The 13123-nt window shown below is 74.4% G+C and carries 9 protein-coding genes; 4 read left to right on the plus strand and 5 right to left on the minus strand.

The genetic code is table 11. From position 1 onward, the window contains the following. Positions 1-32: 32 nt before the first annotated feature. Positions 33-731: a response regulator gene (locus HNR12_RS05865; RefSeq protein WP_179766541.1), complete on the plus strand. Its 699-nt coding sequence runs from the start codon at positions 33-35 to the stop codon at positions 729-731. Positions 732-841: 110 nt separating this feature from the next. Here HNR12_RS05865 and glpK read toward each other — a convergent pair whose 3' ends face one another. Further along, on the minus strand, positions 842-2320 hold the full coding sequence (glpK, locus tag HNR12_RS05870) for a glycerol kinase GlpK (RefSeq protein WP_179766542.1): 1479 nt from the start codon (positions 2318-2320) through the stop codon (positions 842-844). A gap of 266 nt (positions 2321-2586) precedes the next feature. Between glpK and HNR12_RS05875 the strand changes: the two genes are divergently transcribed. Both HNR12_RS05875 and thiI read left to right on the plus strand, forming a co-directional pair. Next, complete coding sequence (locus HNR12_RS05875; protein WP_179766543.1) at positions 2587-3612, plus strand: 6-phosphofructokinase; 1026 nt, start codon at positions 2587-2589, stop codon at positions 3610-3612. A gap of 249 nt (positions 3613-3861) precedes the next feature. Beyond that, complete coding sequence (gene thiI / locus HNR12_RS05880) at positions 3862-5139, plus strand: tRNA uracil 4-sulfurtransferase ThiI (protein WP_179766544.1); 1278 nt, start codon at positions 3862-3864, stop codon at positions 5137-5139. Between the two features lie 148 nt (positions 5140-5287). On the opposite strand, the gene aroF is transcribed toward thiI, so the two are convergent. Then, positions 5288-6340 carry a 3-deoxy-7-phosphoheptulonate synthase gene (aroF, locus tag HNR12_RS05885; RefSeq protein WP_179766545.1) on the minus strand — a complete coding sequence of 351 codons (1053 nt, stop codon included), beginning with the start codon at positions 6338-6340 and terminating at the stop codon, positions 5288-5290. Between the two features lie 334 nt (positions 6341-6674). Between aroF and HNR12_RS05890 the strand changes: the two genes are divergently transcribed. Further along, entirely contained in the window at positions 6675-7277 is a 603-nt protein-coding gene (locus tag HNR12_RS05890) for a molybdopterin-dependent oxidoreductase (protein WP_179766546.1), read from the plus strand. Between the two features lie 379 nt (positions 7278-7656). Here the strand turns inward: HNR12_RS05890 and HNR12_RS05895 are convergent, their stop codons facing one another. The 3 genes from HNR12_RS05895 to macS form a co-directional block, all read right to left on the minus strand. Beyond that, positions 7657-9375 (minus strand): FAD-dependent monooxygenase, encoded by a 1719-nt coding sequence (locus tag HNR12_RS05895; RefSeq protein WP_179766547.1) that lies wholly within the window; start codon positions 9373-9375, stop codon positions 7657-7659. A gap of 298 nt (positions 9376-9673) precedes the next feature. Further along, on the minus strand, positions 9674-10300 hold the full coding sequence (locus tag HNR12_RS05900; protein WP_179766548.1) for an acyl-CoA-like ligand-binding transcription factor: 627 nt from the start codon (positions 10298-10300) through the stop codon (positions 9674-9676). 1504 nt (positions 10301-11804) lie between these two features. Beyond that, positions 11805-13016, minus strand: a complete 1212-nt coding sequence (gene macS / locus HNR12_RS05905) for a MacS family sensor histidine kinase (RefSeq protein ID WP_338119725.1) — start codon at positions 13014-13016, stop codon at positions 11805-11807. Positions 13017-13123 lie beyond the last annotated feature (107 nt).

Below are 13123 nucleotides of genomic sequence, written 5' to 3' on the forward strand. Positions count from 1 at the left end.
GGCCGGCGGCACCCGTTCGCTAAGCTCGCGGCATGGACAGCCGGCCCCGCTCCGACCGCCCCGCCGACCCCCGCCCCCTCCGCGTCATGGTGGTCGACGACCACCCGATGTGGCGCGACGCGGTGGCACGCGACCTCGCCGAGGCCGGGCTGGAGGTCGTCGCCACGGCCGGCGACGGCGCCAAGGCGGTGCGGGTGGCCCCGGCCGCCCGGCCCACCGTGGCCGTGCTCGACCTCCAGCTGCCCGACATGTCCGGTGTCGAGGTCACCCGCCGCCTGCTGGCCGCCGCCGAGCCGCCGCGCATCCTGATCCTGTCGGCCAGCGGCGAGCGCGCCGACGTGCTGGAGGCCGTGAAGGCGGGCGCCACCGGCTACCTGGTGAAGTCCGCCGGGCGCGAGGAGCTGCTGGACGCCGTGCGGCGGGTGCACTCCGGCGAGGCCGTCTACACCGCCGGGCTGGCCGGGCTGGTGCTGGGCGAGTACCGGCGCATGGCCGCCGAGCCCGGCACCCGCGCCGACTCCGCCGCCGCGCCCTCCCTCACGCCCCGCGAGACCGAGGTGCTGCGCCAGGTGGCCAAGGGGCTGGGCTACAAGCAGATCGCCGAGCGGCTGTCAATCTCGCACCGCACGGTGCAGAACCACGTGCAGAACACCCTGAACAAGCTGCACCTGCACAACCGGGTGGAGCTGGCGCGCTACGCGATCGACCGGGGCCTGGACGCCGACGGCTGAGCCGGCGGCGCCGTGGGGCACCGGGCGCGCGCCATCGAGGCGCGTCGGCCGCGGCGGGGTGGCAGGGCCGAGGGCGGCGGGGACCGGGCCGCCCCTGACCGGCCGGGCGGTCAGCCGATGTCGGCCCAGCCCTTGGTCCGCTCCACCGCCGCGCGCCAGCGGCGGTGGGCGCCCTCGTCGCGCTCGCCCGGCTCGAACCGGCGGTCGAGGTTCCAGGTCTGGGTCAGCTCGTCGGTGGAGGACCACACGCCGGTACCCAGCCCGGCGAGGAACGCCGCGCCCAGCGCGGTGGTCTCCTGCACCTCGGGCCGGGCGACGCTGACCTGGAGCTGGTCGGCCTGGATCTGGCAGAGCAGGTTGTTGGCCGAGGCGCCGCCGTCGACCCGCAGCTCGGGCAGTTCGGTGCCCGAGGCGCGCGCCATGGCCTCGGCGACGTCGCGCACCTCGAAGGCGATGGCCTCCAGGGTCGCCCGGGCGATGTGGGCGCGCCCGGTGCCGCGGGTGATGCCGAAGATCGCGCCGCGCGCGTGGGGGTCCCAGTCGGGGGCGCCCAGGCCGGTGAGCGCGGGCACGAACACCACGCCGCCGGAGTCGCGCACGCTGGCCGCCAGCCCCTCGGTCTGGGCCGCGGTGTCGATGAGCCCCAGTCCGTCGCGCAGCCACTGCACGGCGGCGCCGGTGACGAAGATGGAGCCCTCCAGGGCGTACTCCAGGCGGCCGTCGGGGTGCTGCCACAGCACGGTGCTCAGCAGGCCGTGCTCGGGCGCCACGGGCGACTCCCCGGTGTTGACGAGCACGAAGGACCCGGTGCCGTAGGTGCACTTGGAGGAGCCGGGGGTGTAGCAGTTCTGGCCGAACATGGCCGCCTGCTGGTCGCCGGCGATTCCGGCGACGGGCAGCCGCAGGCCGAGGAACTCCTCGGGGTCGGTCTCGCCGACCGTGCCGTAGGAGGGCACGACCTCCGGAAGCGCCGACACCGGCACCCCGAACAGCTCGCACATCTCCTCCGACCAGCGGCCCTCGTTGATGTCGTAGAGCAGGGTGCGCGAGGCGTTGGAGGCGTCGGTGACGTGGCGCGCCCCGGCGGTCATGCGGCTGATGATGTAGGAGTCGACGGTGCCGGCCACGGTGTCGCCGGACTCCACCCCGCTCCAGGCGCGCTTGTCGTTGCGGCTCATCCAGGTGAGCTTGGTGGCGGTGAAGTAGGGGTCCAGCCGCAGGCCGGTGACCTGGGTCACGCGCTCCTCGTGGCCGGCGTCGCGCAGTTCGGCGCAGATCCCGGCGGTGCGGCGGTCCTGCCACACGATGGCTCTGCGCGGTGCCCCGCCCCGCTTGCGGCTCCACAGCACGGCGGTCTCGCGCTGGTTGGTGATACCGATGCAGGTGGGCTGGGCCTCGGTGCCGTCCAGCGCGGTCTGGCACGCGGAGAGGGTGGCCTGCCAGATCTCCTCGGGTACGTGCTCGACCCACCCCGACTCGGGATAATGCTGAGCGAACTCCTGGTAACCCCGGGCGAGAACGGCGCCGTTCTCATCCACGATGAGGGCGGTGACACCGGTGGTTCCGGCGTCGATCGCGAGGACGGTCATGGGTTGGCCTCCAGCACGTTGGACGACTATGGTCTAGACCATGCGGACGGTGTGAACGGAGGCACCGGCCCCCGCTCCCAGACATCACCCGAGGGGTCTACCCGGGGGTGCGGGGCTTGCAACGCGCACCGGACGTCTTCCGTGACACCGGTCACATTCTCGCTGCCGGGCCGGCAGCGGGCGACCCCGGGGTCCGCAACGCCTGGAGGCGCCCCGCGCCGGCCATGGCAGTCAGGGTTTTGTCATTGAATTCGAGGAGTACGCGCATGCGAGTCGGGGTGCTGACCGGCGGCGGTGACTGCCCGGGGCTGAACGCGGTGATCCGCGCGGTGGTCCGCAAGGGAATCAAGGACTACGGCTACGAGTTCGTGGGGTTCCGCGACGGCTGGCGCGGCCCGCTTGAGGGCGACACCATGCCCCTGGACCGGGCGGCGGTCAGCGGGATCCTCCCGCGCGGCGGCACGATCCTGGGCTCCTCCCGCACCAACCTCATGAAGATCGAGGGCGGGGTCGAGCGGGTCAAGGCCAACATGGCCGAACTGGGCATCGACGCCCTGGTCGCCATCGGCGGCGAGGACACCCTGGGCGTGGCCACCCAGCTCACCGACCGCGACGTCAAGGTCGTGGGCGTGCCCAAGACCATCGACAACGACCTCAACGCCACCGACTTCACCTTCGGCTTCGACACCGCCGTCAACATCGCCACCGAGGCGATCGACCGGCTGCACACCACCGCGGAGTCCCACCACCGCGCGCTGGTCGTGGAGGTCATGGGCCGCCACGCCGGGTGGATCGCCCTGCACTCGGGCATGGCCGCCGGCGCCAACGTCATCCTCATCCCCGAGCGGCCCTTCGACATCGACCAGGTCGTGGCGCACGTCGAGAGCCGCTTCAAGACCAACTACGCCCCCATCATCGTCGTCGCCGAGGGCGCCCACCCCAAGGACGGCCAGATGGAGCTGTCCACCGGCGAGAAGGACGCCTTCGGCCACGTCCGGCTGGGCGGTATCGGCCAGCGCCTGGCCGACGAGATCGAGTCGCGCACCGGCAAGGAGGCGCGCTCGGTCGTGCTGGGCCACGTGCAGCGCGGCGGCACCCCCTCGGCGTTCGACCGCGTGCTGGCCACCCGCCTGGGCGTCAACGCCATCGACGCCGTCCACGACGGCGACTTCGGCAAGATGGTCGCCCTGCAGGGCACCGACATCGTGCGCGTGGACCTGTCGGCGGCCACCGAGAAGCTGAAGACCGTCCCCACCGAGCGCTACGAGGAGGCCGAGGTCTTCTTCGGCTGACCGCGGGGGCGCGGCCCGGCCGCGCACCACGGGGGCGACCGGCGGCGGCGCGCGAGGCCACTTCGCGCGCCGCCGTCGGCGTGCGGCCGGTGCGGCGCCCGCCTCTGCCGATCGGGAATCGGCTTGTCCCGACCGGTCGTTGGGATGTTCGATACTGGGATATCACCCGCCGACGCGGGCGCGGCCGTCTCCACGGCCGCCCGCGCGCCCCGGGTTCCCCGCACGCGATCGATCTCAGGAGCCGCCGCCATGGCCGTCATGTCCGAGCCCGAGGCCGTCGACGGGCGCGAGGCCGCCGAAGCCGCCGTCCCGGTGCGGTCCGCCTCCGGACCGCACGAGCTGTGCGTGCTGATGAAACTCGGCGAGATCGTGCTCAAGGGCAGCAACCGCCGCCTGTTCGAGCGCCGCCTGCACAACAACATCCGCGCCGCCGCGCGCGGCCTGGGCGAGATCAAGCTGACCCAGCGCGGCGCGGGCGTCATCATCGTCCGCATGCCCGGCGGCTCCGACCTGGAGGTCGCCGAACTCGCCGAGCGCATGCGCAACGTCATGGGCGTGGTGTGGGTGCACCTGGTGCGCCGCGTGCCCAAGGACCTCGACACCGTCACCGCCACCGCCGTCGCCGCGCTGGCCGACCGCACCGGCACCTTCGCGGTCAAGGCGCGCCGCCGCGACAAGCGGTTCCCGCTGACCTCCTCCGAGATCGCCCGGCACGTGGGTTCGGCCGTGGTCGCCGCGCACGGCCTGCCCGTCGACCTCAAGCGGCCGGCCAACACGGTGGCCATCGAGGTCGACAAGGACGAGGTGTTCGTCTTCACCGACGGCATCCCCGGCCAGGGCGGCCTGCCGGTGGGCATGAGCGGGCGCGCGCTGGTGCTGCTGTCGGGCGGCATCGACTCCCCCGTCGCCGCGCACCGGATGATGCGCCGCGGCCTCAAGGTCGACTACCTGCACTTCTCCGGCATGCCGTTCACCGGCCCGGAGTCCATCTACAAGGCCTACAGCCTGGTACGCCAGCTCGACCGCTTCCAGGTGGGCTCGCGGCTGTTCGTGGTGCCCTTCGGCAAGGCCCAGCAGCAGCTGAAGAGCTCGGGTGTGGAGCGGCTGCAGATCGTGGCGCAGCGGCGGCTGATGCTCAAGACCGCCGAGGCGCTGGCCGACGACCTCGGCGCCGAGGCGCTGATCACCGGCGACGCGCTGGGCCAGGTCTCCAGCCAGACCATGACCAACCTGACGGCGCTGGACGACGCGGTCGACCTGCCGATCCTGCGGCCGCTGATCGGCATGGACAAGACCGAGATCATGGACCAGGCGCGGCGCATCGGCACGTTGACCATCTCGGAGCTGCCCGACGAGGACTGCTGCACGCTGCTGACCCCCCGCCAGGTCGAGACCGCGGCCAAGATCCCCGACCTCCGCCAGATCGAGAAGCGGCTGGACGCCGAGGAGCTGGCCGAGCACCTGGTCACCACGGCGCAGCTGCACCGGCCCAGCTTCCTGGGCGACTCCGCCCCCGCCACGGTCTGAGCCCCTCCGCCGTCCCGCGGCGGCCCCGGTTCCGGTCGGAACCGGGGCCGCCGCCGTTGCGACGCGTGCGGGTCGGCGCACAAGGCCGGGCGGAGCGGAGCCGAAGGGGCGGGCCGGGTGGGCCTGGCGGGCCGGCAGAGGCGGGCCGTCAGACCCCGACCGGTTCGCGCCGCGGCTCGGGCGCGGGGGTGAGGGTGCGGCCCAGCAGCGCGGGCAGCGTGGCGGCGATGTCGGCCAGCTCGGCGATGTCGGAGTCCACCAGCGCCTGCGGGCCGTCGCACAGCGCGGTCTCGGGGTGGGGGTGGACGTCGACGATGATGCCGTCGGCCCCGACCGCGATGGCCGCCCGCGACAGCGGCAGCACCAGTTCGCGCTTGCCGCCCGAGTGCGAGGGGTCGACGATCACCGGCAGGTGGGACAGCCGCTGGGCGACCGGCACCGCGCTGATGTCCAGGGTGTTGCGGGTGGCCTTCTCGAAGGTGCGGATGCCGCGCTCGCACAGCACGATGTCGAGGTTGCCGCGCTGGGCGATGTACTCGGCGGCCATCAGCCACTCCTCGATGGTGGCGTTCATGCCGCGCTTGAGCATGACCGGGCGGCCCGCCTCGCCGGCCGCCTGGAGCAGCGCGAAGTTCTGCATGTTGCGGGTGCCGATCTGCAGCATGTCGGCGTAGCCGGCGACCAGCTCGACGTCGGCGGCGTCGACCACCTCGGTGACGATCGGCAGGCCGGTCTCGGCGCGCACGTCGGCCAGGATCTTCAGGCCGGCCTCGCCCAGGCCCTGGAAGGCGTAGGGGGAGGTGCGGGGCTTGTAGGCGCCGCCGCGCAGCAGCGCCGCACCGGCCGCCTTGGCCATCTGGGCGGCCCGCAGGGTCTGGTCGGGGGTCTCGACCGCGCACGGCCCGGCGATGACGGTGAGGTGGTCGCCGCCGATGGGCACCCCGGCCACCCGGACGGTGGAGCGGGTGGGGTGGTTCTCGCTGCTCACGAGCTTGTAGGGGACGCTGATGCGCAGGACGTCGCTGACGCCGGGCATGGCGCGCAGGTCCAGGGTCTCGAACTGCCGCACGTCGCCCACCAGACCGATGATGGTGCGGCTGACACCGCGCGTGACGTAGGCCTCGCCTCCCGCGCTCGCGACGAGGTCGACGAGGTTGTCGATATGTTCGGGTGTTGCTCCTGGCCCCATGACGATGACCATGGTGGTTGTCCCTTCGGCGTCGTGTGCGTCCGTGGCCGGACGTGGCTGGCGTGCTCGGGCGCACCGGGCGGGTCCGGGACCGGACCGGCCCAGCGACACGAAAGAGCCCCGGGCCGGTTACCGGCCCGGGGCTCTTCGATGTCGTCCGTGTCAGCGCAGCGCTTGGCGGGCGACCGTCCTAGCCGTGGGCCGGTAGCCATAAAAGCGCCAAAAGCTGTGCTGCATGGAAGCGACTATAGCGCACCCCTGCGGCGGCCCGGGCGGCTGAGGGGCGGAGTGGCTCGGCGGTACGGCCCTGGCAGGATGTGAGGGAGAGCGCACCGAGGAGAACCGATTGTCGGAACAGCCGTTGCCGCCGGGGCAGTACGTACCGCGCGACTGGCCCGCCCTGCACTACGGGCCCGTGCCGCGCTTCCGGCCCGAGCGGTGGGACCTGCGGGTCTACGGGTTCACCGAGAGCCTGGGCGAGTACCGGTGGACGTGGCCGGAGTTCGACGCGCTGCCGCGCGTGCGGACCGTCTCCGACTTCCACTGCGTGACCAGGTTCACCATGCCCGAGGTCGCCTGGAGCGGGGTCTCCACCCGCACGCTGGTGGAGCTGGCGCCCCCGGCGCCCTCGGTCACCCACGTGCTGGTGTGGGCGGAGTACGGCTACAGCGCCAACATGCGCATCGGCGACTTCCTGGCCGACGACGTGCTGCTGGCCACCCACCGGGAGGGCGCCCCGCTGGCCCCCGAGCACGGCCACCCGGTACGGCTGGTGGTGCCCCACCTGTACGGGTGGAAGAGCGTGAAGTGGGTGCGGGCGGTGGAGTACCTGACCGCCGACCGGCGCGGGTTCTGGGAGGAGCGCGGCTACCACAACCGGGCGGACCCCTGGAAGGAGCAGCGCTACTCCTACCAGGAGGAACCGGGTGACGGGCCGCCGCTGGTGTGAAGGGGCGGGTCCGGTCCCGGGTTCGCCGCCGGGTGGCTGCGTCTGGCGGCGTGGAGTCGGATCGGGACCGGGAGGGGGACCGGGATCGGGCTTCGAGTGCCAGGGCTGCCCGGGACCTGGTGACCGGGGACGACCGGGTGGCCAGGTCTGCGCCGGCCGGACGCGGCCGTCGGGGGGACCTGTCAGGTGCCGCCTGCGGGGGTGCGGGCGGACCCGACAGGCCGCACCCGCGCGGACGGGCGGGTGGAGGCGCGCCGGTGCGGAGGACGGCCGGCGCGACGGGCAGCCGGTGCGGCGTGTGCGGAGGGCCGGTGCGCAGGACAGCCGGCGCAAGGACAGCCGGTGCGGAGGACGGTTCCGGCCGGTACCCACCGGTGCGTCAGTGGGCGGGCCCGAACCAGCGTTCCAGCGCGGCGCGCAGGTCGCCGAGGTCGCGGTCGGTGGGCTGCTCCGCCGCCGTCGCCCACGCCGTGTGGCAGTCCGGGCGCAGCAGCAGCGCGCGGGCGGGAGCCGGTGTCGCGCCCGAAGGGCGCGCGGTGACGGCGCGCACCCGGTCGCCCCAGCTCTCGGCCGCCGCCGCGTACTCCCCCTTTCCGGTGAGGTCCAGCAGCAGCGGACGGGCGTCACGGGTGAGGGCGTCCAGGGCCTGGGCCGGGCCGCCGTCGGCGGGCTCCAGCACCAGGTCGGGCGCCCAGCGTCCGACGAGCGGGTGGGGGTCGGCCAGGCCCATGTCGTACCGGACGTCGGCGCCGGCCATGGTGTCGGCGACGTGCTGGACGACGTCGGGAAGGCGCAGCAGCTCGGTGAACAGCTCCCGCAGGGCGGTGACGTCGGCGCCGGGCGCGATCAGCGCGGACTGCGCCTGGGTCTGCATGTTCACGCGCTCGGCGACCGGGCGGCGCTCGGCCTCGTAGGTGTCCAGCAGGCCGGGCGCGGAGCGGCCGCGCACCACGGCGGCCAGCTTCCAGCCGAGGTTGACGGCGTCCTGCAGGCCCAGGTTGAGGCCGGGTCCGCCCATGGCGGAGTGCACATGGGCGGCGTCGCCGACCAGCAGGACGCGGCCCGCGCGGAACCGGTCGGCCAGGCGGGTGTTGCCGCCCAGCACCCGGCGGAGCACGTGCGGCCCCGGGCCGGCCGGGGGTGCGAGCGGCACGTCGGCGCCCAGCACGCGGCGCACGCTGTCGCGGAGCTCGGCCAGGGTGGGCGGGGTGTCGGGGTCTCCGCCGACGGCGGCGCCGGGGTCGGTCCACTCGGTGACGCTGAGCAGTGGAGCCTCGGGCGTGAACGGGGCGAAGGCGATGAGCCCGTGGTCGGTGCGGTGGTGGGCGAAGGGCGGGACGGGGCCGTAGCCGGGGACGTCCAGGCCGCCGGTGGCGGGGTCGACGAGCGCGGCCGGGACGCTGACGTGGGCGGTCCGGGTGACGGTGTTGTCCTTGGTGACTCCGGGGAAGCCGATGCCGCTGAGCTTGCGGACGGCGCTGTGCCCGCCGTCGGCGCCGACCAGGTAGCGGGCGCGCAACCGGTAGGCGCCGGCGGGCCCGGCGACCTCGACGGTGACGGCGGCGGGGTCAGGTGCGGCGGTCGGGTCGGGGTCGGGGTCGGGGGTGGGGCCGGGGGTGGGGCCGGTGTTGGGGTGGGCCTCGGCGTCCTGCACCAGGCCCGTGACGGCGTGTCCCCGGCGGACCTCCACGCCGAGTTCGGCGGCGCGCTCGGCCAGCATCGCCTCGATACGCCGCTGCGGCACCGGCAGGCCGTGGAGGGGGTTGTCGGCGGCCAGGCGGAGGTCCAGCAGGAGCGCGCCGAACACGAAGACGTCATTGGGGACGGGCGGCTCGGTGTCCCCGGTCAGGCGCCGGCGCAGACCGCGCCGGTGCATCAGCGGCACCACGCGGCCGACGAGGCCGTTGGCCCGGTTGTCGGTGGCGGGTTCGGTGCGCTGCTCCAGCACGATGGGCCGCACCCCGGCGAGGGCGAGTTCGCAGGCGAGCATCAGCCCGTTGGGGCCGGCTCCGGCGATGACGACATCGGTGGCGGCGGTGGCGGCGGTAGGTGCGGTGGGGGCGGGGACAGGTGCGGGGATGGGTGCGTTGGCGGGCATGGGTTCCTCCGTGGGTCGGGGATCGCGGGCATGGCGGACGCCGCCCCGGCGCGGCCGGGGTGGCCGGGGCGTGGAGTGGTGACGGGTTCGGTGGTGCCGGTCTTGGCCGGTCGGAGCGGGACTGAGGTCAGGGCCGGGACTGGGGCGGGGGTCTGAACGGCGCCGGTGGGCTTGCGGAAGGCCGGGGCCCGGATGGGCACGAGAAGCGGGCCCGCGTCGGTCGGGCTCTGAAGGGATGGGAAGCCCGGGAAGTTGAAGGCGGGCGGGGACGGGCAGGGGCGGTCGGGGTGCGGGACGGTCAGGGCGGGGGCAGGCCGGCGGGCAACCTGCCGATGGCGTCGTCCAGCAGCGGTGCGAACGGGCCGGGCGGGTCGGCGCGCAGCCACCGCCGCATGGCCGCCTGCATGGCGGCCCCCACCGAACCGGCAACGAGCTGGGGGTACAGGTCCTCGGGGTCGACGCCGACGCGGTCGGCGACGGCGGCGGCCAGCGCGTCGTGGGCTGCGGCGCTGATGCGGAACATCTCGGCCTGCAGGGCGGGTTCGGTGAGCATCAGCCGGACACCGGCGATCCACTGGTCGTCGGGCGTTGCCTGGCCGTCGGTGGGGCGGTCGAGGGCGATCCGCGCCCGCGCGGCGTTGCGGATGGCGGTCCAGAGGGGCTCCGAGGCAGGCCGGGCGCGCAGCTCGTCGGCGATGAGCCGCGCCCGGTCCAGCTGGCGAGCGGCGATGGCCTCGCCCTTGCTGGCGAAGTAGTTGCTGAAGGTGCGTGCCGAGACCCCGACCTCGTCGGCGATGTCCTCGACCCGCACGTTGGCGTACCCCCGTTCGACGGACAGCCGGATGGCGGCCCAGCTGAGCGCCAGGCGGGTCCGCTGCTTCTTCCGCTCGCGAAGCCCGGGAGGGGCGGGGTCCTCGGCGTCCATGCGGCCACCCTACCCAAAAACTTCCGAATGGGAAATTTTTCTGATTCGGAATTTTTTAGAGCCGGCCGCACCCCGTAGAGGAGCAGGGCACCCCGCCCCGACGGCGGTAGCGGCGCCGCCCTTGACCCCCGGGGACGCCGACCACTGCGGGCGACGGGCCACCGACGGGACAGGCCGCCGGGGGGCGGGGGGACGATCACACCACGCGACACCGAGGGGGCGGGGGTCCGGATAGGCGGTCGTCGGTTCTGGCGGTGGGGGGTTGCGGTTGCGACGGGGCGGCGAGGGCGGCGGGGGTCCGGCCGGGCGATCATCGGTTCTGGCGGTCGAGGGTTACGGTGGCAGCGAGGCAGCGAGGGTGGCAGGGGCTGGCCACCCCGTCATCGGCCTGGCCTCGGGTGATCGAGGTGGCGACGGAGCGGCGAGGGCGGCGGAGGTCCGGCCGGGCGGCCACCGGGGCCGGAGGCGGGGGCGGGGTGGCATCGGGGCGGCGGGGGTTGGTCGCCCTGTCATCGGCTCCCGGCCCGGGGTGGTCGAGGTGGCGTCGGGGCGGCGAAGGCCGTGGGGTGGGGCTCGGCGGCCCCCCGTTCCGGTGGCTGCGGCCGGGCGGGAGGGCGAGACAGGCCCGGGGGCGGCCTGGCCGGTCGCGCTTATCGGGCCTGGTGGCGAGGCAGGGGGTCGCAAACCGCTATATCGTCGACCCACGCCCGCTCGCTTTGGGGTGCATTGCCCCATTTGCGCTTTCATTCGACTGCCACGCCCAGATCCTGGAGGCCGCCGGGCACCCAAGGCGTCCACATGGTGAGACAATCTCGGGGCTACAGGGGGTACTTTGCCCTCTATGCCGCTTTTCAACGGCGACGAGTGTGGGCTGACGGCCGTTCGGGTGACCGGGGATGCTAGATCGTCGTGAAAGACCCCGATTCCGTCTCACCATGCGAGATCCAAGGGCTTCGACGACCGGTTTGCCCGGTTCTGCACTCCGGACGAACGGACTCGGGGCCGACGCAAAGCGGGAAACGACCGCACGCGACCGGCCCCGCCCCCAACCCGGCAGGCGCACACCGCCCCGGACACCCAACCAACCCCCCGCCCCCGCCAGGAAACACCCAACCCCGCAGCCCCGACGCCACCCGGACCAACCGCACCCCGAACCGGTGACCGCCCGCCCCTGCCCCCCGCCACCCTCGGCGGCCCGATGCCACCCCAGCCACCCACACCCCGAACCGATGACCGCACACCCCAACCCGCCGCCACCCTCGGCGCCCCGATGCCACCTCAGCCACCCGCACCCCGAACCGGTGACCGCCCGGCCGAACCCCCGCCACTGCCGCCGCCCCGTCGCTGCCCTGGCCCTCTGCTAGGCGTGCCGGTAATCGCTTGCCGCCGCCACCCGCCGCCCTCTGTGCCCCGGCTCCGCCTCAGCACCCGCAAGCGGGACCGGTGACCGCACACCCACAGTCAATCCCGTCGACCCCGCTCCCCTTCTCCTCAGCGGCTGCGGCTAGCGCGGGACGCGCAGTTCGATTTCCGTGCCCTGGCCGGGGGCGGTGGTGACCATCGTGGTGCCGCCGAGGTCGGTGATCCGGCCGCGGATGGAATGGGCCACGCCCATACGGCCCTCGGCGCATGCCTGGGCAAGGCGGTCCTCGGCCATGCCGGGGCCGTCGTCGCGGACGGTCACGGCCACGGTGTCGCCCTCGTCCTCCACCAGCAGCCACACCCGGGTGTCGTCGGGGCAGTGGCGATCGACGTTGGCCAGGGCCTCGCCGACGGCGGAGTCGATCTCGGCGGCGGTGTGCTGGGGCAGGCGGACCTCGGTCGCCGGGGCCGAGACGCTGACGCGGGCCGAGGCGCGGGCGCGCAGCCGTGCGGCCAGGTCCTCGGTGGCGGGCGTGCCGATGCCGCCCGCCGCGCCGTCGGATCCCGGCCCGCCGATCCCGGTTCCCGCACCGTCGCGCAGGTCGATGAGCGCGCGCAGCTTGGCCTCCTGCTCCCCGGCCAGCCGTCCCAGTTCGGCCGCCTCTCCCCCGGCCTCGGCGCCGCGCCGCTGCACCAGGGCCAGCACCTGGAGCACCGAGTCGTGGATGGAGCGGGCCAGCCGCTCCCGCTCGCGGGTGCGGGCGGCGAGTTCCACGGCCTCGGTGAAGCGGCGCTCGGCCAGGTGGGCGTAGTTGGCCATGTAGCCCACCGCGTAGCCCGCGAGCATCAGCAGCGCCACACCGCGCGGCACGGCGGCGGTGATGGTCAGGCCCAGCGAGAGGCGCACGCAGATGTCGGCCACCCCGTGGGCGAGGGCCACGCCCAGCGCCCACCGGCGGCCGCCGATCACGGCGGCGGCCAGGGCGGCGCCGGCGAACCAGGTGGTGGTCAGCGGCGGCCCCATGCGCAGGTAGCCCGGCTCCACCACCAGCGCGGTGCCCGCCAGGCAGCCGAAGGCCAGCGCGAGGTCGGCGGCGAGCAGCGCCCACGTGCGGCGCGGCGGGTTGGGGCGGGCATAAAGGTAGGCCGAACCGGCGGTCCAGGCGGCCATCACCGCCAGCACGCCGAAGGCACCTAAGGGGTGCGCCAGCAGGTCGCGGTGCTGCACCACCAGCACGACGGCGTAGACCAGCGACGCCACCCGGAAGACGGCGATGGCGCGCCACAGGGGCGCGGTGAAGCCGGGGCGCGCGGCGGCCCCCGCCGCAGCCGGGCCGGCGGAGGCGGTGGGCACGGCGGAGGCGGTGGGCACGGCGGAGGCGGCGGGCGCGGTCGGCGCGGCGCCGGGCCGGAGTGTGTGTGCCGTGTCTGCTGTGTCGGCCGTGTCTGCCATGGGAGGGC

Source organism: Streptomonospora nanhaiensis, assembly GCF_013410565.1.
Classification (GTDB): Bacteria; Actinomycetota; Actinomycetes; order Streptosporangiales; family Streptosporangiaceae; genus Streptomonospora; species Streptomonospora nanhaiensis.